Consider the following 22,561-nt stretch of genomic DNA (forward strand, 5'->3'; position numbering starts at 1 on the left):
TAACCTTTTATAATTTCCTCAACTTCTGATGAATTTAAAATTCCACACAAATAAAACGCTTCATCTTCATTATCAAAAGCTACAAAAAGCACCTTTGAATCTGTAACAACGGTTTTATTTCCTATATATTCATTGTTCAAAGATGAGACAACGCAACAATGCATTGCAATAGATTGTTCTTTCCATAAAACCTTATAAGGTTTGAAAGTGTACTCTCCTACATTATCTAAGCGATACCATGGAAATTCATTTTCATCAAAGAGTTTTCCACTTTTAATTCTAGTACTCAATAATATGTCATGGAAATAATATAACCAATCATACGTACTAGCGTATTCAGATTTCAGTTTAGACTCGTCATAACCTCTATAAATACCATTTCCTTTATTCTCATGTGGAACAATCATAAACAACGAAGAATTTAATCCCCATTTATCAATATTCCTACCACCAACCATAGGATAAATGAACTCTTTGTCTACTAAGCCTCTATGAACTCCTTTTTCTTTTACGGCTTGCAATCTTGACCTTTCAACTATATTTTCAATATATACCTTATCACCACGCTTTCCAAGAACGTTTATAAGATAAATACCTTTAGCACCGCACGGCTCTATTCCTTTCCTACCACGATAGTTAGAAGGTCCTAAATATGAATTGAGATTATGCATTATATCAGAATCCATAGTCAGCCATGGACTTCTAATATCTTCATTAATAGGTTTAGCTGACAACTTCTTTAAATAAAGGTTCTTTTTAACAAACTCATAACCATCTGTATTCTGTATTGGATTCAGTAATTCACATTCATAGTAGGAATCCATTGGATAAGTCATAGCAATAGATTTCCTAAAATTGTATACAGATGTTTTATTGGTAGCTATACCTTTAAATGGGTTTACTTGAAGCATATCGTAAACAGATTCAATACAGAACGGTTCATTATATCCATCTCTAGTTATACAGAATTTTCTAAAGCCCTCTCCACCCTTTAAACTTTTTACAAAAGTCTGCGGTAAGACAAAACTTGCAATTCCATTATTTTTTAAATAGTGGTCAATGCACACATAGACAACAGCCATTGCAAAATCATCATGGCTTGTTATCTTGTCATATGCATTTTTCTCAAAAATTCCATATGACAACCATATATCTAAAGTCAATTTTCTATAGCTTTCAGACATAGCCTTCCATGCAATCCATGGTGGATTCCCCATTATATAATCAAAATGTCTTTTACTGAATAATGGTGCAAAAGAGTTTTTTAGTATAATAGGCCAGAATCCATCCTTAGAACAATTATGAAGAACTTGTAATTGGCAAAACAAGTTTCTAGCTATCTGCCTATTATCATTGCTGAAAACTATTCCTTCTTCATTTTTAAGCCTTGATTCAAATTCCTCAAAAGTAGAATAATCATTCAATATACAAGTTGATAAGGTTTTAAGGAATTTATCACTTTCAATTCTATTATCAAGAATAGGTAGTATAAACTTACCAATAGATGTTTCTATGCTTATTATGTTATCATTTTCTTTTTGCTTCGCATGAACAGTTGGTACCAGAATACTATCACACATATAAACAGGGATTGAAATTGGCGTTTCTAGTTGCGTAATATCCCCCAACGATAAAATATAATTTCCTTTGCTTTGAATTACTGCAATAGGATTAATGTCAAATCCGACAAAATTATCAACAATCCTACTGACAAGTTCATTATATGATAAATCTTTCGAATATTTATCTATATACTTCTTTATCAGATGAGTAAGAAAGATACAAGAGCCACATGTCGGGTCTAGAACAGATTCACTTATTCCACCCTTATAACCACTTTTTTCTATTGTAAAATCAACTAGCCATCCAACTGTGTAATATTCTCCCATCAAATGCCTTAATGCTTTTGGCATTAAGCTTTCATAGGTCTGTTTTAGAACATCTTCTACTATTTCAGGTTTAATTACACTAGCCGTTGTCTCAAAATCATCTAATTCTGTTATAATAGTATTAATCTGGTTTATATCAAAATCTTCTGTTAGTGTAAACCATTCAAAGAAATGTATTTCAAAAAAATTGTCTATATAATTACAAAAATCATTATTTCTTCCATGAAATAAAGCAAACAAGTCAGAGCAATCCTTTATGACATCAGTCTTATTTGTTGGAAGTTTAAGACTTGTAAATAGATTCTGAATTAATAATTTTATAATGATACTATAATATGTCTGGATTACAAATAATGCTTTTTTAACATCAATTTCGCCATGACTATCTTCTACGTTATACATATTTCTTATGGCTGAAACATGTTTTACGAAATCACTTTCTTGCTTCTCATAAATTATACCAAAAATTCTATCCCATTCATTGTATAATGTTTTAACTCTTATATTTTTCTCTAAAGATTGAATTAGTAGTTTATATAAATTAGGAATTATTTGTTGCGTTATCTTTGATTTGTAGTTGAAAGATGCGTACAGTTGCTGCGAACTCAATACCTTTCTATCTGTGGAACGAATATAAAGAAGTATTCTTTTAATTCCATTAGCAAAATCAAAAGGCTGGCTAACCTCAAATTCAGCATTTATCTGAGTAGGAAAGCCTTTAGGTCTGTTCTTGGTTTTTTTATCTTCAAAAATATTTATCGGTGTAGAACCTTCTCTAAAACGACAAAAAACAAAATTTTTCCCATCAAAGCCTACACCAACCTTTTTAAATAAAACACTTTTAAACTGTGAAAAATTTCCATTAGATTCCTCTAGAGAAAAATTTATAAGATAATGAAACAGTCCATGGTCCCTATCATTTCTTCCATAAACTGCCTCATTTAACCCTTCCTTGTTTTTCGCAAAAAGATTTAACTTCTTTAATTCAAAAATAATGTTGTTATAAATACTATCGGCACGACCTCCATATATTGAGGTTTTCTCATTGTTTACTTTAATATTAATGCTATAAAGTTTAGCTATTTTATCAAAAATATATTACAACCTCTTTTTATATCATCTTCCACACGAGCCGTAGAACATGTATTTTCAAACTCTATTATTAAATCTTTTAACTCCATATAGATATATTTGATGCAAAGGTAAAGATTTTGCTGAATATAATTCTATGATATTTATAATATTATCCAATACATTAAAATTCCAATAAGTCATAGCAATGCAATATTTATACTGGCAGCAAATTCTTTACGCCCGGCATGAGGATGAGCATCTATCATTCGGCATTTCACACCTCGACACATTGCTATAAAAATCCCCAATCTGCTGACACAATTTCTCAAAACAGTATTTTCAGCTAACGCGTACTTTTGAGAAATGGATCCTTCCAGCGAGTAAATGCTAAACCCGATTAACACAAATCGTCTATTTCACCCGCATATTTTGCATTTATAAACACAAAACAGCTGTTTTTCGTGCGCAAAACAATATTGTTTCGCATGTCAAACACTTGTGTTTGGCTCGTCAAACAATATTGTTTGACGGGTGAAACAATATTGTTTCATCATTCGATGTAAAGAAAAGAGATACTCAAGGAATAAATACTGACATCTGCTCTCTAAAAGAAGCGGAAGGGCAACCATTTTACAACTATCACAAGACGCACCATCTTCACCAGTACACATTCATTCCGTCAGTCATCAGACAGACAATAGCGCAATCCGAAACCACATCCATTCAAACAGCAACAAAGTGTATTTTACGAATCGCCCGAGAAGCCCCGTTTTACTCACCGTCCCGTATTTTGGTGCAAGCAAGGGCACTGTGGAGCGATTCGTTTGACACTTTGACAAAATGACAAAAGGGAATTTTCCCTATTCCACCGCAATCACCTCCAGGCATAATCTCATAACGGTATTGCAACGCCATCGTTTATCAGCTGCTCATTGCCTGAACTTTTCTGCATATCATACTGTCCAAACCGGACTGCATAAATTTGCTTCCCATATTTTTGTGCAAATCGTACTGTATGCATCGTTCCACTTTGTATGGGAAATTGTGCAACGACAATCTCCCGAGACAATGCTGCCTGTAAACGATTGCGAGCAACCAGACGTGACGAATTAGCCTTTACTCCTATGATTTGCTCAGAAACAAGAAGTCCGTCATTTTGAAGAATAAGCTCCTGAAGCGATTTGTTCTCCTTAGGATATGTCAAATCCAATCCGGTAGCAACAATAGCAACTGTATTGCCGCCAGCATCCAAACAACCTCGATGAGCCGCAGCGTCACATCCAAGTGCCAATCCGCTGACGACCGTTTTACCTTGTCTGGCATACGTCATACCCCACTTATAGGCAGCTCCGCAACCTCTTTTGTCAGCCTGTCTGGCACCAATAATGGCGACCGCCTCCCTTGTCAATAAATTCTTATTCCCAAATAAATGAATAAGCGGAGGACAATCAGCTTCTATCATTCTCAGATTTTCCGGAAAATCCGGATGATAAAAAGGTAAAGTCAATATGCCGAGCCTTTCTTGTCTTTCCAGTATACATCGGGCTGTTGTAAAGGACGCTTTAATATTCTCGTGTGTAGAATATATCCGATGAAAGGAAGCCTGAGACATTCCAAAAATCTCAACGGCTGAGTAACCTGACAACTGCAAACACAAGATTTGTTCAATACGTAAGTTCTTATCCATCTTCATTTATCTGTTAATTCAATTCATTACAAAATATCTAACCTACCTGTTAATCATAATTCCAATGACCTGTTTGGATTAAAAAAGAAGTCCTTTATACAAAGACGGCCTCTCTCCATTATTCACCAAGCAACACAATTCCGTTTCATCCCAAGTAGTATCCAAGGTAAAGAAACCAAGTCTGTCCGGTTCCCGACTGACAGTTCCATACCGAAGTTGTTGCCCCATATAAAGAAATGGGGTCATGGAGGCTTGCCATCGGATATCTATGCTACAATTGAATTGCTCCTCTATCAAAGCTATATGCTTTCTTCGATTTTCCTCATTGAGACCGTCAGTCTTTTGCAACCAGCCTATAACTGTTTCATTGGGGGACAGACTGTTTTTTATGAAGTCTTTCAGTTCCTGAAACTTGCTGACGTCAAGGCTTTCAAACGTAACAATCTGTATTCTATATTTGGCTCTGGGTATATTCAACATGGAGTCGGACGGGACCTCACCTGCGATGTTACACTCTTCAATGATAGACTTCAGTATGTCAATGGTCGAGATTTCCAGACTGTCTACCAACTGCAATACACCAGCTTTCAAGGATGTATCTTCCAAATTGTCATCAATGATACCGTTAATGGCATTTGCAGACAGATTGGCAAACTCCTTGATGTAACGAATGCGTCCGGGACGTCCCAACAGATTTTCGTCAACACTCAGTTTATTAGTAGTCAGTATATAGAGTTTACGTGTACTGTTATACACGCCATCTATCATCTTCAACAGGACCTCCTGTTCCTCATCAAAGGTCTTTTCTGCTTCATCAATGAGGATTATGCTTTCAAAACACAGCGACTGTATGAATTCCAACATTCCTTCCATCGGTTTTGAAATCACAATGACCGGCAATCCCAGGCGGTTGCAAAGCAACTTGGCGGCAATCGTTTTTCCCGTCCCTTTCAGTCCATTGAATATCACACCAAGATTCTTGCCACTCCTGGTATATAGTTCCGAAGTCCATGTCCTGATGACCCTGGCTATAATGTCTTCGCAGTCCAAATCATAGATTTTGAAGTTGAAAGTAAATGCTTCATCGATCTTCTCCAGACCAAGTCTTTTCAAACGCATGTCTTCATAGATACGGAACACCCCTCTACCGGGACAAGGGAGTAAAGTCGCGTAACCGGGAATAGGATACAGGATACCTCCTTCATTGATCCATTTCTGCCTTTCCACCTTGCGGATGTTTTCCTTGTCAATTTTCTGATCCGGATTCAGATATTCTTCCCGAGTCAGTGTGTAATATTCCAAATCCACCAGTTCGTCTTGATACGTGAGACCACACTCCTTTTCCAAACCTGCATAAGTGAATCCGTTTTTCAACGCAACCCTTCGTGAAGCATCATTACGGGGGAGGACAGCGATAGTCAGAGAGTCTGCCATCCGTTCGATAAACAGATAGCGTTTCATGACATCCACAATTTCTGTCATATAACCCTTCTGACGTGAATCACCATGAAGGAAATAACAAATCTCGTAATTACATTTTTCCCCTGACACCGTGTTTTCCTTGTGCGGTGTAACTTCAAAGACTCCGACAATGCATGTGGGGTGTTCCTTTTCCGCGATGACAAACATTTGCTGGTCTGATATCCCTCGGCGTATCTTACCCTCCGCCTCGCTAGGGGTAACCATGGGACGGAATCCTGTATTGGCAGCAATCTCCGGATCGTTCATCAGACGAAAGAGGTCCTGTACGTCATTCTCCGCTGGTGTACGGAGAATCAGTCTGTCTGTAGTAAGTTCAATCATTTGCTTCATAGTCATTCTGTTATTACAAGTATGAATTTACCGTATGCTGGAATACAGCACACTCTCATAAAAATAATTCGGGCGTCAGAGATTTATCGACCAACCTCTAACGCCCGATACTGAAATGGAGAAAAAAAATAGGATTGAGCAAGTCTGAATGCTTTACCCTAACTTGACTGAAGGACCACGCTCTTGCAAGCCTCAACGATGCCTTCCAATTCAGTCTTGATAGCATCCAGTACCTCGGCTACAGACACTTCTTCCCTTATCTTTTTCGCCTGGTAAAGGAATGCATTTTGATATTTATTGTACATACGTTCCTTCCCGCTATCACGTCTTTTTCTTGCCCGGATGCAAGCCTTCACACATATCTCCGGAAAGGTATCAGGTATTCCTTCTTCAAAATTGAAATAGTGAAGTGCTTGAATACATGCTTCCTGACGAGTCTCCTCCCAAAGGACTTCATGCCTCTTTTTTGCACTTTCACCGATCCATTCTATTCCTCGGCAATATCTGTTGCCTTGCAGTTGTACAAGCAAGACATACCGGTCGTTGATTTTTATTTTAGCCTCCAGAAGACCTAAACCGTGCGTAAATCCCCAATTGGTAAAGACGGCATCCAGGCAGCGTCCGTCCTTTGCTATGCTGTCAATGTCCATACCCGGCAAGACCTCTTTCCATGATTCCGATTTTCGCAGATGTTCGTTCAAGGACTGGCAGAGGTACGAGTACCGGAATTTATCCTGCAAGTCCCTTATCCGCAATCTTTCGCCTGTCTCCCTGGCTTCCGCCGACAATAAGAAACGGCTTTCTCCACTCGGAATCCAACAGCGGGACAAGTCATGCAGGTTCTTGACAAACGAACCATAGTCCTCAACCAATGCCCGGTCATAAGGCCGGCAGACAGACTGCTCCTTCAGTTGGAACAGGACATCATGCAGCTCCTGATAACTCTTTATCCGCCAAGTTCCTTCGACTTCGACAGCTTTTCTGTCCGGAAAGACGGTCGCCAAAGACAACAGGATGAAGTCCCGGCAGGCATCCCCGGCCTTTGCACGGTATTCGTCCAACTGCTTTTTCACCGGTAAGCTTTTGACTTTGTTCTCCAGGACAAGCACCACCTGTCCACCCGTTTCAACACAAAGGTCAAAGTGCTTGTACTCCCTCCGGATATGCCATCCGATATCCTCCCAATCAGTGCTACACCCCCAGGCTTTGCAGATTGCAACAAACAGACGAGGATACTGTTTTCCCAACCAATACAGGAAATTGCTGTGGAACAGTTCTTTTGATGACAGCGATAGTTGAAACAAGGGCGATGCCATCAACGCTTCTTCTACAGACTCCTTCCGCAATAACCTTCTGACGAGTGGAACGACTACCGTTTCAATCACTTTATAATCCAGCCGATGCTCTCCCTCAAACCATTCAGCGTGCTTGTAATGCACGCTGTATTCTTCATAACCGCAGACCAATGTATCGTTTCTGCCAAACAGTGCATAGGTATTCTCTCTATCGGAGTCCGAGATTGCGGCAAACTGATGCTCCTCCAACCGTCGATAGGCATCACAAAGTTCCGGGGTAATTTCGTAGTGTGTCTCTCCGTCCTGACGAGGATTCAGGAACTCATGTGTCCCGATTTGCCTGCGCATAAACTCGGAAACATGGAATGCCGGATTGACCAATATCTTCCGATACCCTCTCAACTGCTGGGCGAACATACCGCCCATAGAGGTCCCGATAATAAGCTCAGGGCATTCTTTCGCACATAGGTCTTTCAACAGGCCGTAAGCCTCATCCGGATTGACAGGCAAATCTGGAGCAATGACGTCACATTCCGGAAGTAGCAGACGCAGGTTCTTCGCCGTCGCAGACAAACCGGAAGAGGATAATCCGTGTACATACAGTAGCTTTGTCATATTCAGTATATAGATTGATTCATTCCTTTGTGGTGTTTTGTACCATTATACTCGTCCCTCCAGGGAAAATTGCACAAAAGACAGATTTTAACATCTTCTGTATGCAACCCGGCAACTGTGGCGACACCATCCTGCATGCAGAGGCAACCGTGTCATTCCACCGCAATCACCTCCAGGTCATCAGGGACGACGATGCGTCCGTGGAAGTTGCGTGCGGCCTCTCCGGTGTAGTCCTCACGGCGGGTAGAGAGGTGGCGGTCCTCGGTATGATAGAGCAACAAATTGCGGACGTGCAGGGAGGCGGCAAGCTCACCGGCTTCAAGTGCCGTACTGTGATGCTTCTCGTAGGGCTTGAAGATTTCACGGTCGCGGTAGAGGCAGAAGGCTTCGCACAGCAGCCAGTCGGCTCCCTCCACATAGGGACGGTTGGCAGCATTGAACGGCTCGTCACCCAGACAGGCCAGACGGATGCTGCCGGGAAGCCAGGCACAGAAACCGAACTGTTTCTCCTTGGCTGACCGGATGTCAAAACACTGCAGGTCGATGCCTGCTGCACGGAAACGGTCCCGGTCCTCCAGTTCATGGAAAAGGATGGCAGACCCGATGAATGCCTGGAGCTTGGCAGGGAGTGTCAGCCGGCAAATCTGTTCCAGCACTCCGAGTGCACGGGCGTGACTGTAGAGGGTGAACGTACCGGCATACGTGCCGCTCTTCATGCGCTGTGCCACCATGCGGACCATCCAGACGGCACCCAGGATGTGGTCCGTATGGGCATGGGTGATGAACATGTCGTGAATGTCGGACAAGGCGAGTCCGGCTTTTTCCAGCTGCGAAAGGATACCGTTGCCTCCTCCCCCGTCCACCAGCAAAAGCCCTTCGGCTGTCCGCAACACAAAACAGGTGTTATAACAACGGGTGGCTGTGGCATAGCCTGTCCCCAGCATGATGAGTTGATTGTCGGTCGGTGTACACATAGTCTGTCTGCTTTTTTGGGTACAAAGGTACACTTCCGGGCAGAACGACCCAAAAAAGTCGCCGACGGAAGCGAAATTCTTCCGCACGCGTGCCACAATCTGCCGCAAAAACGTTTCCTTTGTAGGAGCGTTACGTCCGCCTTTTATCTGGAAATTTTCTATCGTATGCTCGCCCCGTCTGCAGCACGTGGCGAAAAACAACAAACATAATAGCTATGAAAACACCTTGCATGCTGACGCTGGCGGGAGCCTTGATCCTGGGTTCCTGCAGCACGGACAAAGAGACCGGCGGGATGCTGTTCCCCGCCGACGGTGCGACCGGAGTCAACCCCGACACGCACCTGGTACTGACCTTCCACGACACTCCCGCAGTGGGCGACTCGGGAATGATACGTGTCTTCAACGCCCGTACGGGAGAACCGGTCGACAGCCTGGACCTGAGCATCCCTGCCGGACCGACGGAACCGCGCACCTACGGACCGGAGTGTGACTACACGAAGGTGCCCTACGACTACACGCGCACCACCATGCCCACCAACCGCGACACACGTCCCGGCACTCCGTCGGGGACAGCCGAACCGACGCCGCCCGACTATCAGCTGAACATCATCGGCGGATTTACCGACGCATTCCACTTCTACCCCATCATCGTACGCGACTCGGTGGCAACCATCTACCTGCACAACAACATGCTGGAGTACGGACAGACCTACCGCGTGGAGATTGACCCGGGCGTGCTGACACTCGCCGACGGCAGCTTCCAGGGCATCGACGGATGGACCTTCACCACCAAGGCGGAAGCGCCGGCACGGACCGATACGCTTGTGGTCGATGCCACGGGACGGGGAGACTTCAACACCGTGCAGGGCGCACTCGACTACCTGCCCGACTTTGCCGAACGGACGACAGTCATCCTCGTGCGTCCGGGTGACTACGAGGAACTGGTATACGTGCGCAACAAGTCGCACGTCAAAATCAAAGGGTCGGGCATGGACTGCACCCGCGTGCATTATGCCAACAACGAGGTGTTCAATCCTCACCCGCTCACCGTGAAGACCAACGAATGGCCGGGCACCTTCCCCTCACGGCGTGCAGCCTTCGCACTGGACAACTGCCGCGACATCGAGGTGGAGGACATCACCATCGCCACTGACCTGCGCGGACAGGCGGAAGGACTGCTCATCAACGGTGAGCGCATCGCCTTGCGTCGCGTGCACATCATCGGCTCGGGCGACGCCTTGCAGGCGAACGGGACCATCTATATGGAAGAATGTGAACTGGACGGCGGAGGCGACACCATCCTCGGACGGGGCAGCCTCTTCGCCTACCGCAGCAACTTCCGCAACGACGGCGGGCCCTTCACCTGGGTGCGCAACACCAAGGGACATCACGGCGACATCTTCGTGGAGTGCACGTTCTCGACGAACAACGGACGTCTGGCGGACTATGGCCGCACCAAGTCCAACCACGGCACTGCCTACCCGGATGCCGAGGTAGTACTCATCGACTGCCGGGTGAAGAACATCCGTCCGGAGGGCTGGTCGTCCATCGGTGAACCGACGGCACGCATGCTGGAGTACAACACACGCGACCTGGAGACCGGACGTCCGGTGGATACCTCACGCCGCCACCGCTACTCGCGTCAGCTGGATGCCGTGAAGGATGCCGAGCTCATCAAGAACTACCGCACACCCGCCTACGTGCTGGACGGATGGACGCCGACAGGGAATTGACCGGGGCAGGAACACTGCCACATCGCCGGGTAATTGCCGGTTGCCCGTTGGCAATTGTCAATTTATTTACGTACTTTGCAGCACCGTTTAACCGGAGGCGGCGTGACGCCGTCTCCACTTTTCCTTTTTAGTCTATGAAACACAAACTGATCACCCTCGGCTTCCTGTCGTTGCTGGCAGGACTCGCCCCCGTGCAGGCACAGGAGTCTGCACCCTTCCGTTCACCCTTCCCTTCCGCCCTCAACGTGGCACATACCTGGAACCGGAGCCTGACCAAGAAGGCGGGACTGGTCGTCGGCAAGCAACTGGCTGCCGAAGGGGTCCGCGAAGTGGCACTGCCCGACCTGACCCTCGTGGGACCCTCGTCGGACACACCCCTGCTCAACACCTACGGCGAAAGTCCCTATCTCACTGCCGAAACAGGCGTGGAGATGACCAAGGGGCTACAGACCGACGGACAACTGAAGGCGTTCATCCGCATCGAAGAGAAAGAGAAGAAAGCATCCTACGTGCGCCCCTGGCAACGGGTGCTCGACGAAGCACATGCCGCCGGCATCGCCACACCGGCACAGATAGCGGCTTCGGACACGGACGGCAAAGACCTGGGACCCTGCTCCGACGAATTCCGCAAGACCGCCTTGCAGGTGGCGCATGAATCGCTCACGCTGCTGAAAAATGCAGGAAGCATCCTGCCGCTCGACACGGCATGGGTGAAGTGTGTGGGGGTCACGGGCGACGACGGACTGGTGGCGGACATGATGCCCGTCCTGCAACAGGGACTGCCCTGTGCCGTCAGTACGGACACGCGGACGGCAGACCTGATTATTGTCTTTGAGGACGACGACATCGACAGCGGGCGCATGGGCAGTCTGCTGCTGACGGGGAAACCTGTCGTCGTGGTGCTGCTCAACAGCCGTCCGATTGCCTTGGGCAAGGCGCTCGACGCCAGTGCCATCCTCGAAGCCTGGCATCCGGGACGCGAAGGCATGCAGGCCATCGCCGACGTACTCACGGGAGCTTACAACCCGGGTGGCAAGCTGACGGTCGCCTTCCCCGACTTCGCCTTCGGACACGGACTGAGCTATGCCGACTTCCGCTACACCGGACTGCGCATCGAGCCTGCCTCCATCGGTCCGGACGGCAGTGTGACCGTCCGCTTCAACGTGACCAATACCGGTACACGTCCCGGAGCCGAGGTCGTGCAGGTCTACCTGGAGGATGAGGAGAGTTCCGTCCCGCTGCAATGTCCCAAGCTGGAGGCGTGCAAACGCACGAACGTCAATCCCGGACAGACCAAGGAAGTGAAGTTCACCATCCGTCAGCGGAACATGGTGCTGCTCGACCACTCGGGGCAGTGGACGGTCGAACCGGGCTTCTTCACCGTCCGCGTGGGTGGAGGCAGTGACGACATCCGTCTGCAGGGACGCTTCGAAGTGAAATGACAGACTGACGGGCGGGCCGGAGAAGGAAGATGCTTCCACCGGTCCGCCCGTCAGCTCAATGGAGAAAGGGAGCGGGAGCTCTACGGACGCGCCTGCATCAGCGCACGCTCACGCTCCAGCTTGTGGTTCTCGTAGATTTCGTCGATGATGCCGTCCGACAGTCCGATGACGGGGACATAGATGTACGCCGCCGAGACGATGCCGGCAATGAGCAGGAAGATGTTGCCCGCCGGCACGATGACATCGGCGCGGTCGGGCTTGAGAGCGTACTTCGCCATGCGTTCCTCCACCGGGAGGGCACGGAGCGCCTCGTGGAGTGCCTGAAGCGTGGCGACCGACATGCGTTGCACGCGCTTGTCCTTCTTCTCTGCCAGCCGGTAGAGCTTGTTGATGTTTCCGCCCGAGCCGACAATGTTGATATTGCTGTACGACTGTGCCAGGGCGGCGAGGTCGGTCTTCAGGCGGGTCCATTCGCTCTCCGCCACCGCCTCATTGAGGATGCGTACGGTACCGATGTTGTAGGAACGGCTGCACACCAGCTGGCCCTCGGAGAGGAGGTTGATCTCGGTGCTGCCGCCGCCTACGTCTACATACATATAGTTGCCCTTGCGGTCGCCCATGTAGGTCAGGTGGTTGTTGTAGATGATGCGTGCTTCCTCCTGTCCGTCGATGATTTCCACGCGAATGCCCGTCTTCCTGGCTATGCGCCGGATGATGGACGAGCCGTTTCTGGCGTCACGCATGGCGGATGTCGCGCAGGCACGGTATTCCTCCACATCATAGACTTTCATCAGTTGACGGAACGCCTTCATCACGCGCACCATGTCCTTCTCCTTCCGCTCGGAAATGACTCCGCGGGCAAACACGTCGAAGCCCAGGCGGAGCGGTACGCGCACCATAAGTTCCTTGCTCATCTCGGGGGCATCTCCCCCCTCCTCCACATGCTTGATGAGCAGTCGCACGGCATTCGAACCGATGTCGATTGCCGCGTAGTTGGTCCCGCAGGCGGGGACTGTCTCAGAGGTTATCGTATGCTTCATTCTTCTGTTGCTTGTTCTTCGTTCAGGTAATATTCATACAAGGCTTCCTGCGAGCGGAAGGGTTGTCCGCCCTCGTCAGGCTGCTTGAACAGGTTCTTCCCTTCGCCGTCGACGATGCGCGCCTGGAGCGTGTCGCGCAACCCGAAGTCGACGATGCGTTTCATCTCTTCCTTCACCTCCGGGTCATAGACGGGCGTGACCACCTCCACACGGTTGTCAAGGTTGCGCGGCATCCAGTCAGCGGACCCGATAAACACCCGTTCCTCGCCCCCGGCAGCAAACACGAAGATGCGCGAATGCTCCAGATAGCGGTCAATGATGCCCGCGATGCGGATATGGTCGCTTACCCCGGGAATGCCCGGCACAAGAGAACAGTTGCCACGCACGAGCAGGTCGATGTCAACCCCTGCGCACGACGCCTCGTAGAGCTTCTCCACCATGACGGGGTCGGTAATGTGGTTAATCTTTATCTTTATGTAGGCGGGCTTGCCGCTCTTCCGGTTCTTGATTTCGTTGTTTATGAGCGCGACGAAGCGGTTCTTCATCTCGTTGGGCGACACGAGCAGTTCCTTGAAACGTACGGGCGTGTAGGGACGCTCGATGAAGCCGAAGACACTGTCGACGTCCTTCACCAGGCGGCGCGATGCCGTCATGAGCATGCAGTCGGTGTATGTACGTGCGTTGCCTTCATGGAAATTGCCCGTACTGATGCAGGCGATGTCCGCCCCGCGCTTCATCCCGATGTGGACAATCTTCGAGTGCACCTTCAGTCCTTCCACGCCGAAGATGACCTTGATGCCCGCCTCCTGCATGCGCTTCGACCAGTTGATGTTCGAAGCCTCGTCGAAACGTGCCAGCAACTCGATGACCACGGTCACCTTCTTGCCGTTACGGGCTGCCCCGATGAGGGCGCGCACCACCTTCGACTCTCGTGCCAGACGATAAAGCGTAATCTTGATGCTCTCCACCTCCTTGCTCACGGCCGCCTCCTGAAGGATGCGGATGAAGGAGTCGAAGTTGTGATAGGGGACGTGGATGAAGCGGTCCTTCTGCCGGATGCGGTCGAGCAGGCTCGCAGGACCGTCCAGCTCCCGTTTCAGGATGGGGGTCCATGTGGGATAGCGCAGGTCGGCACGGCCGCAGTCGGGGAAACGCATGAAGTCCTTGTGGTTCTGGTAGCGTCCGCTTGCCAGCACGGTGTCCAGGCTGTCCAGGTCGAGCTTGCGGAGGACGCGCTTGAGCAGGTCCTTCGGGATGCGTGCGTCGTAGAGGACGCGGAGGGGCTCGCCGCGCTTGCGGCTCTTCACGCCCTTTGAAATCTTCTGGAGGATGCCCGTGCGCAGGTCGTTGTCTATCTCCATCTCGGCATCGCGGGTGAACTTGAACGTGTACGCCTCGAAGGAGGTGAAGCCCAGTCCCTCAAAGACGAGCGGCAGGCAGCAGCGCACCACATCGTCGAGATACATCAGGTAGCTGCGCCCCTCATGGTCGGGCAGGCGGACGAAGCGCCCGCAGGGACCCACGGGGACCTCCAGGAAGGCATAGTCGGCGACGGGCTTCGGCTCCGTGCGCGAGACCTTCACGGCGAGATAGATATTCTCGTCGTTCTCATAGTCGAGCCACTTGATGGCGGAGAACCACACGGGCACGATGAAGCCACTGAGCCGTTCGCGGAAATAGCTGCGGATGAAGTCCAGCTGCCCGGGCGTCACCTCGGTATCGTCGACGAGACAGATGTTCTCGCGCTTCAGCTCCTCGGTGACCTGCTCCACCGCCTGGGCGTAGGCCTTGGCATAATGGGCGTTGAGCTTGCCTATCTGCTTGATAATCTTCTTTGCATGTTCGCTCTCACGGACGGCTGCACGGTCGCCGCACTCGGCGATGCGGCTCTGGCTCGCCATGCGTACTCGGAAGAACTCGTCGAGGTTGTTCGAGTAGATGCCCAGGAACGAGAGCCGCTCCAACAGTGGGACATGGGGGCGGGTGGCTTCCTGCAAGATTCGTTCGTTGAAATACATCCAGCTGATGTCTCTCTCCAGGTAGGGAGAGTCTTTCTTCTTCTGTGCCATAAGTGATTGGTTTGTGTGGAGCAAAGAAACGAAACTTATGTTACAATACGATTGCAGAAAGGAGAATATTTGACAGAAAATGGGCTGCGACGTACGTACCGTCAGTAGATGGAGTACGCGAGCACGTCCCACAACTCACGGATGCGGCGTTCGGGGTCCCAGCGTCCGCCAAAGGTCCATTGTGCCGTGATGCCATAGAAGGCAGGGGCGCCCGGTGCCTTGTCGAGGTTGTCGTCGAGCCAGCCACTCTGCCCGCCCTCACGGGTACAGTTGGCATAGTAGGTGCGCTGTCCCCAGGGGCAGGGGTCGAGCACCTTGTCGGTATAGGCATAGCCGATGTTGCTGTCCAGCACGTTCTTCGTCAGGCGGCAGTTGACGAGGACGAACTGCGCGTCGTGGTGATAGCGTCCCAGCGGCGTGGGCGAGAGGGCGTCGAAGGTGGAGTTCGTGATGACCAGCTTCTTGCTGCGGTCGCCGCGTCCGTCGTGCCAAATCATGGCGCGGCTGTCGCCCACAAACCGGCAGCGCGTGGCGTAGCACCAGCCGCGCGGACAGAGGAAGTCGACCCCGGGGCAGCGCAGGTAGAGGTCGGCGTGGTAGTACATCCCCTCGCCTCCCCGTGCCCAGAGCGAGAGGGCGTCATTGCCGTCCGCCCAGACATTGCAGTTGATGACGATGGTGCGCGTGGCGCGTCCGAAGATGGCCATCTGATGGGTCGTGGTGCGCTCCACGGTCGTCCCGTAGTTGTTGTAGACCGTCAGTCCGCTGATGACACAGTCGTCCGCCCCCTCCTGAAGGACGATAACCCCGTTGCCGACGGGCTTCCCGTGATACTCGGTGACGGTGCGCGTCTTCGCCGTCTCGGCAAGGATGATGCGGGTGCTGTCGCGGTCCTCGCCGACGAGGACGATGTTCGGACGGTCGATGATGACCTTCTGCCGGTACGTCCCCTTCGTCAGCAGTATCTTGTAGGGGCGGTCGGGATGTGCCGGTGCCTGCTCAATGGCTGCCTGGATGCTCTCTCCCGGACGGACGACGGCATCAAACGCCCGGATGTCCGGCTCGGGACGACGGTACAGCTCGATGGTGCCGTTCACGTTCGCTCCCGGGGTGGTCAGACTGACGGGCACCTTGTGTGCCGGGTCGTGGCGGTCTGCCCAGGCATCGTAGAGCGGATAGAGCTCCGACGGACGGTCGTTGTACCAGCTGTAGCCGTTGCGCCGCTCCTCGCCCAGCTCTTCGAGGTGGCGGCGGGGGATGCCGTCGCGGTCGCACACGAAGGGTTCGCAGCGTTCGAGGTCATAGAAGCGTGCCCAGAGCGGACCGGCGGTGCTGTCGGCCAGCAGACGGGTGCCTCCCCAGCGGGTCCCGTCCCAGCGGCGCTCGATGCGCAGCCCCGTCAGCTTGTAGGTGTCGAACCACTGCATGGCGGCATGGACGGCACGCTTCACCCGTTCGTCGGGGTCGGGCAGGGACATGAGCAGACGGACGATGGCGGCACTCTCCTGCGAGCAGTAGGAGGGCAGCTCAAAGGCGCGTGCGGAGGTGGGTAGCAGGGTCTTCTCGTCGTGCTGCTGGCACCAGACGGTGAGACGTCCGTCAGCGGTCCGAATCTGTGTGTCCAGGATGCAGCCGATGCCGCGGTGGAACGACGAGTCGATGCGCGCCCGCAGGGACCCGTCGACGAGGTCGCCGTCATAGGGCGCGTCGGCACGGAGGATGTGTTGCCAGAGTGTGAGCAGGTTGACGATGGCATCGTCGTTGTAGGTGATGTGGAACTGGTAGCCGCGCGTCAGGGGCCAGAACTGCGGCCATCCGCCGCCGGGATACTGTCCGGCGAGCAGGTAGCCGACGCCCCGTCGGAACGCGTCGCGCCAACGGGTGTCGCCCGTCTGCCGGTAAAGCCGGGCAAGGAAGTCCATCTGGGTCGTCGTGGCGTTGTTGTCGATGGTGGAGTCGTCGCGCCGACTGCGGTCAGCCTCCACCCGGGCGCGCTCTTCGTCGGTCAGGCGGCGTGCCATGTCGATGTTCTTGGGCCAGCCGCCCGTGACACGTTGGAAGAGCAGGACCTGCTCGCCGATGAGGCGGGCGGTGTCGGTCTGGAAGAAAGCCGCGTCGGTGCGGCGGAGCAGATTGGGAGTCCGTTTGCGTTGTGCGGTTGCCGGGAGAAGCAAGCAGCCCATCAGGGAGAAGGCGACAAGGAAACGGATGCCTCGCCGCAAGTCAGGATGTATTTTCATAGCCATGAGCGATTATAGGTTTCTACTGCATACAGAGCTTGCGTCTGTTACCGGTGTAAAGGTACTGTTTTTCGGCGGACGGACGGATGGACCGGGAGTGTTTTTTCACCCGACGCCGTCCTTATGCCCCCGCGCGCCATTCTGCGGGGCGTGTCCGTCGGCGGGACACCCCCGATGCCGGGACAGGGATTGCGAATTTTGTTTACAACGCCCTACCGACAGGTCGCTACCGTCGTACGGACGTGTCCGTAGCGTGGTGCGGACGCGTCCGTACGAGCGTGGCGACGCGTCCGTACGACGGTACGGACCCATTCACAGCATAGTGCTGACGGACAAGCATTTACGTTTTTCAATAAAAATAGACAAATGTCTATTTGTCGCGACGTTTTTGGGAAGAATGGAATAAATTCGTACTTTTGGGAACTCAATTGTAAACATTTGTATCATTTCCGTTTACCCCATGTTATCTCCCGCTGACAGAGAAAAAGCCGTCGAACTCTTCAACCGGCACTTCAACCACCTGGTGCTGTTTGTCAATCAATATACACACTCCATCCCCACTGCCGAGGACCTCGTGCAGGACATGTTCGTACGGCTGCTGGAGAAGGGGCAGTTGCTCGACAGTCCGCCTGCCTACCTCTTTGTCTGCGCCCGCAACGCCGCACGCAACTACCTGCGTGACCGGCACGAACATGTGGAGCTGGCCGAGGCGCAGGCTGCCGCGTCCGCAGACCCCGGTATCGAGGAGACCCTGACCTACTTCGAACGCCTGCAGGAGATACACGATGCCGTCAGCGAGCTGCCGCCGCGCTGCAACGAGGTCCTCCGCAAAATCTACTACGAGAACAAGCACTACGACGAGGTGGCGGCGGAGATGGGGCTCTCTGTCAACACCGTCAAGACGCACGTCTACCTCGCCATCAAGGCACTGAAGAAGAACTTCACGCTCTACCTCCTGCTCTTCGTCTAGGCGGACGTCCGTCCGTGGAGCGGAAACAGAAACATCGCCTTGCAGGGTCCCTCCGGGGGACACACGCTGCAAGGCGATGTTTTCAGTTTACTTCTCTGCCGTCACCTGTTCCGCCATCCGGATGAGCTCCTGTGGCGAGCGGGCGCCGGTGAGGGTATGGAGCAGGTTGCCGTCGGCATCGAGGACGAGCAGCGTGGGGTAGACCTTCACGCCGTACTTCTTTGCCAGCTCGATGCCCTCGCCCTTCTCCATGTCACACTTGAAGGAGACGAAGCGGGGGTTGAACGCATCGCCCACATCCTTGCGCGGGAAGACCACGCTCGCCATCATGCGGCACGGTCCGCACCAGGACGTGAAGCAATCCATGAACACCAGTTTCCCCTCGCGCTTGGCGCGTGCCAGAACTTCGCTGAAGGGTCCGTGGTCAAAGTCGATGCCCTCCCCCTTCTCCAGCAGGGTAGCAAACGAGGCGAGGCTCTTGCCCGCTGACGTATTGCCTTCGCGCACCGCTGCCTCCTTCAGGTAGGCGACCAGTGACGCCTTGTCCTCCGCGTTCATGTCGGAGAAGTCGAGGCTCAGCTCCAGGTTGGCGCGGTAAATGAGCAGGCGGTGTCCGTAGGTCTGCAGGTAGTTCAGCAAGCCCCGGTAGTCCTTTGCCCCGCGCAGCTTGGCAATGTCGTAGAACGTCCGGCTGACACAGGTGTCGGACAGTTGCGCCTCGTCCATCACCCGACGGAGGGAGTCGAGTCCCGCCTCGTCGAAGGTGACACTGCCCATGGCGTACTGCATGACCTCGCGGCAGACGAGCGACTCCAGGAAGTTGTCGATGATGCGGGCACCGATGCTGTCGGCAAAGAGCTGCTTGTGGGCGACGAGGTAACGGTAGTTGTCACAGTTGCGGTCGGGGATGGCAAGGCGTGCCAGCATCCAGTTGTCCTTCTTCGCCAGGTCGGCGGGCCGGAGCAGCTTCAGGTACTCCTGACCGACGACCGTGAAGAGCGAATCCTCGTCCGCCAGGCGGAGTGCCTTCACGTAGTGGTAGAGGCTGCTGCGCGAGTGGTCGCCGGCGGCATAGCGGCGTGCCGTCCCGCTCAACGAAGTGCTGTCGGACAGTGCCATCTCCACCTGGTTGCGGAAGTCGGGGAGTTTCGAGCCGCCGACGATGCGGTGGATGACGTTGCCGTCGGCATCGAGCACGAGGTAGTGGGCATAGGTCCGTACCCGGTACTTGAGGGCGAGTTCGTTGCCCTTGGCCGTGGTCATGTCCATCCAGAGATTGACGAAAGTCTTGTTCATGAAGTCGCAGAACGCCTGGTCGCTAAAGACATACTTGTTCATGCCGTGGCAGGGCACTGCCCAGTCGACAAAGCAGTTGAAGAAGACCGGCTTGTTCTGCTCGCGCGCCAGGCGGAGCGCCTCGTCGAAGTCGTAAACATAGTTCATCTTCACATCGGCTTTCACCTGGTCGCCATAGACGCTCTTGCCCGTCTGTGCGTGTCCGGCAGCCATCCCCAGGCAGAGCAGGAGCAGGCATCCGGCGATTCGTTTCAATGTTTTCATACGAAGGTTTCCTTTCTTTAAAAGATTTGTTAAGCAGTTTTTATGTCGGAATAAGCATCGGTGTGCGGCAGGAGACTCAGCGGGCATCCTTCACGCAGCGCACACTGTACAGCACGGGGCGGAAGACATTGTCCAGCCGTGTCGTTCCGCGCCAGATGCCTGACGAGTAGATGGCCACCATGCGGATGACTCCCTCTGAGACCAGGGCGGCACTCGAGCCGTTCAGGCCCTCGACCATGCGCTCCTCGTCGCACCAGAAATATCCGCACCGTGACTCGTTGATGTAGTCCATCGTGTTCGCCGACGACGCGTAGGCGTCGCATCCGGCAAAGAGGGCTTCGAAGCCGCTCTCCCCGCCCGCCTTGAGATAGTCTCCGGCGGACGTCCCGCGCCATGCGTTCATCTTCTCGCGCTCGCCTTCCGCCATGCCCAGCACGGCCTCCAGCTTCAGCCAGTCTTCGTCGGTCGGCAGACGCCAGCCTTCAGGCACGGCAGCCCGTGCGCCGTCGAGGGAGTAGAGGAAGCCGTAGCGTTCGGAGTAGCCTCCGTTCTCCTCCTCGGCAGCCAGCATCGCCTGCCGGGGACGCTCCTGTGCCAGCTTCACTTCCAGCTCGGCATAGAACTCGGCACTCGCGTTCCGGATACCGTTCACGGCGATGCTCTCGGGGAGACCGATTTCAATGTAGCCGATGTACATGTCGATGGTCGACCGGGCGGACTCGTCGAGCCGGTCGGTCCACTCGGCGAGCAGCTTCCGCGCCACTTCGCCCCAGATGTTGCCGGGCAGACCGACGGAAGCCCCGTCATAGATGTCCTGCCCGTAGGTGTAGCATCCGTCCTCGGCACCCATGGGGAGGAAGTAGGCAAGGTTCTCTGCCATCCATATCTGGTCGCCGATGCGGACGCACTTGTAGACATGTCCGTCGCGGGTGTCGGTGAAGTCGTCGGCAGCCCCGACCTGCGACAGGTCGATGGGGTCCGCCGTTACTGTGTCCTCGCTGCAGGCCGCGCACACGACAAGGAGCAACAGGCCTGCCAGTTTATGTAGTTTCATCATAATCCTAATCCTTTACTTGTTTGGTTACACATCAGCCATCAGATGGCGACACCCAGCTCGCCCTCGATGTAGTCGACCAGCATGTTGTACTTCTCCATCACCAGTTCGCTGCCCCCGTAACGGTTGACGAACTCCTCCTTGCCGATGGCGAGCAAGGTGTCAATGTAGTAGCCCAGGTCGGTGGAGACATCCTCGGGCGACTGTGTCTTCGACGAACGCGAGTAGCCGCTGATGAAGCCGAAGCGTCCGATGTCGGCAATCAGCTCGGCACGCACCTCCTCGTAGGCTTCCATCGTGGCGAAGATGCCTATGGACATGATGCGGTCGATGGTCGTCTGGGTGAAGCAGTTGTTCACGTCGAGCTGGTAGTATCCGTCGTAGGCGGTGAGCCAGCGGCAGGTGCAGCCCAGTCCGTCGTTCGCGCCGTTGGTCACCCACGGACGTCCGTAGTAGTTCTCGGTACTGGAGACGGAGCCGAAGCGTGCCACGAGGTTGGCATCCTGCTGCACACGGCTCTTCACCATGCTGCGCAGGATGGTCGTGCTGAGCGAGTCCATCTGTTCGGCAGCATAGTCCTCGACTCCTGCCACGACCAGCGTACGGAAGTTCGTCAGGTAGTCGGGCCTTTCGTAGGTCTCCTGCGAGAGGTTCCACACGGTCACCTGACTGGTGAGGAACATGCAGAAGGGACGCATCGCGCCGGTCGCCTTGCTCAGGAACTGGTCGACGAAGTCCAGGGCACGGTTCTGCTCCTCGGGGGTCGTCAGGTAGTCGAACTCGTACTTGATGGAGCCGTAGGACTGGGAGGAGAACTCCCAGTTAAGGTCAATTGTCTCGTAACGGTAAATGGGGTCGCCCGCAAAGTCATCGCCCACATAGGAGCTGGACACCGTGTCGTTGAAGAAGACCGACACGCCGTAGTCACGGAACAACTCGTAGCGACGGTGCTGGATGGGGTCGTCGCTGTCCTCGATGGCGTAAGGAGAGGAGAAGTCGATGCGGTTCTCCAGCTTCTCGCTGTCATCGCAGGCGGCTGTCAGCAGCGTGGCGGCAGCCAGTAATATAAGGGTCAAGTGTTTCATAAGTCTCACGCTAATGTTTGTT

The 22,561-nt window shown here is 52.6% G+C and carries 14 protein-coding genes; 3 read left to right on the forward strand and 11 right to left on the reverse strand.

Going from position 1 to position 22,561, the window contains the following annotated elements:
• The 5 genes from M3087_RS03810 to M3087_RS03830 form a co-directional block, all read right to left on the reverse strand.
• On the reverse strand, positions 1 to 2,291 hold a 2,291-nt coding region (locus tag M3087_RS03810; RefSeq protein ID WP_249093860.1), incomplete at its 3' end, for an Eco57I restriction-modification methylase domain-containing protein.
• 1,564 nt (positions 2,292 to 3,855) lie between these two features.
• Positions 3,856 to 4,650: a DNA-processing protein DprA gene (locus M3087_RS03815; RefSeq protein ID WP_249093861.1), complete on the reverse strand. Its 795-nt coding sequence runs from the start codon at positions 4,648 to 4,650 to the stop codon at positions 3,856 to 3,858.
• A 78-nt stretch (positions 4,651 to 4,728) separates the two neighbouring features.
• Positions 4,729 to 6,462: a GNAT family N-acetyltransferase gene (locus M3087_RS03820; protein WP_249093863.1), complete on the reverse strand. Its 1,734-nt coding sequence runs from the start codon at positions 6,460 to 6,462 to the stop codon at positions 4,729 to 4,731.
• A 158-nt stretch (positions 6,463 to 6,620) separates the two neighbouring features.
• On the reverse strand, positions 6,621 to 8,372 hold the full coding sequence (locus M3087_RS03825) for a YqiA/YcfP family alpha/beta fold hydrolase (protein ID WP_249093865.1): 1,752 nt from the start codon (positions 8,370 to 8,372) through the stop codon (positions 6,621 to 6,623).
• A gap of 152 nt (positions 8,373 to 8,524) precedes the next feature.
• Positions 8,525 to 9,346 (reverse strand): MBL fold metallo-hydrolase, encoded by an 822-nt coding sequence (locus tag M3087_RS03830; protein WP_249093867.1) that lies wholly within the window; start codon positions 9,344 to 9,346, stop codon positions 8,525 to 8,527.
• A gap of 293 nt (positions 9,347 to 9,639) precedes the next feature.
• Between M3087_RS03830 and M3087_RS03835 the strand changes: the two genes are divergently transcribed.
• Positions 9,640 to 11,079 carry a pectinesterase family protein gene (locus M3087_RS03835; protein WP_317236689.1) on the forward strand — a complete coding sequence of 480 codons (1,440 nt, stop codon included), beginning with the start codon at positions 9,640 to 9,642 and terminating at the stop codon, positions 11,077 to 11,079.
• Positions 11,080 to 11,213: 134 nt separating this feature from the next.
• Positions 11,214 to 12,521, forward strand: coding sequence for a glycoside hydrolase family 3 C-terminal domain-containing protein (locus M3087_RS03840; protein ID WP_249093870.1), 1,308 nt, complete (start codon positions 11,214 to 11,216; stop codon positions 12,519 to 12,521).
• Positions 12,522 to 12,601: 80 nt separating this feature from the next.
• On the opposite strand, the gene M3087_RS03845 is transcribed toward M3087_RS03840, so the two are convergent.
• The 3 genes from M3087_RS03845 to pelA form a co-directional block, all read right to left on the reverse strand.
• Positions 12,602 to 13,561: a Ppx/GppA family phosphatase gene (locus M3087_RS03845; protein WP_249093873.1), complete on the reverse strand. Its 960-nt coding sequence runs from the start codon at positions 13,559 to 13,561 to the stop codon at positions 12,602 to 12,604.
• Positions 13,558 to 15,630, reverse strand: coding sequence for an RNA degradosome polyphosphate kinase (locus M3087_RS03850; RefSeq protein WP_249093874.1), 2,073 nt, complete (start codon positions 15,628 to 15,630; stop codon positions 13,558 to 13,560). Before M3087_RS03850 ends, M3087_RS03845 begins: the two co-directional genes overlap by 4 nt.
• A gap of 101 nt (positions 15,631 to 15,731) precedes the next feature.
• On the reverse strand, positions 15,732 to 17,870 hold the full coding sequence (gene pelA / locus M3087_RS03855) for a pectate lyase (RefSeq protein ID WP_249093877.1): 2,139 nt from the start codon (positions 17,868 to 17,870) through the stop codon (positions 15,732 to 15,734).
• 460 nt (positions 17,871 to 18,330) lie between these two features.
• On the opposite strand from pelA, the gene M3087_RS03860 reads away from it, so the two are divergent.
• A complete protein-coding gene (locus tag M3087_RS03860) occupies positions 18,331 to 18,840 on the forward strand; it encodes an RNA polymerase sigma factor (RefSeq protein ID WP_106483841.1) in 510 nt (169 codons plus the stop codon).
• Between the two features lie 87 nt (positions 18,841 to 18,927).
• Here M3087_RS03860 and M3087_RS03865 read toward each other — a convergent pair whose 3' ends face one another.
• The 3 genes from M3087_RS03865 to M3087_RS03875 form a co-directional block, all read right to left on the reverse strand.
• Positions 18,928 to 20,400 (reverse strand): thioredoxin family protein, encoded by a 1,473-nt coding sequence (locus M3087_RS03865; protein WP_249093879.1) that lies wholly within the window; start codon positions 20,398 to 20,400, stop codon positions 18,928 to 18,930.
• 76 nt (positions 20,401 to 20,476) lie between these two features.
• Positions 20,477 to 21,457 carry an FISUMP domain-containing protein gene (locus M3087_RS03870; protein ID WP_022383466.1) on the reverse strand — a complete coding sequence of 327 codons (981 nt, stop codon included), beginning with the start codon at positions 21,455 to 21,457 and terminating at the stop codon, positions 20,477 to 20,479.
• 38 nt (positions 21,458 to 21,495) lie between these two features.
• Positions 21,496 to 22,539 carry a hypothetical protein gene (locus tag M3087_RS03875; RefSeq protein WP_022383465.1) on the reverse strand — a complete coding sequence of 348 codons (1,044 nt, stop codon included), beginning with the start codon at positions 22,537 to 22,539 and terminating at the stop codon, positions 21,496 to 21,498.
• Between the last annotated feature and the right edge of the window lie 22 nt (positions 22,540 to 22,561).

Origin of the sequence: Mediterranea sp. ET5, assembly GCF_023337025.1 — a bacterium.
Classification (GTDB): Bacteria; Bacteroidota; Bacteroidia; order Bacteroidales; family Bacteroidaceae; genus Phocaeicola_A.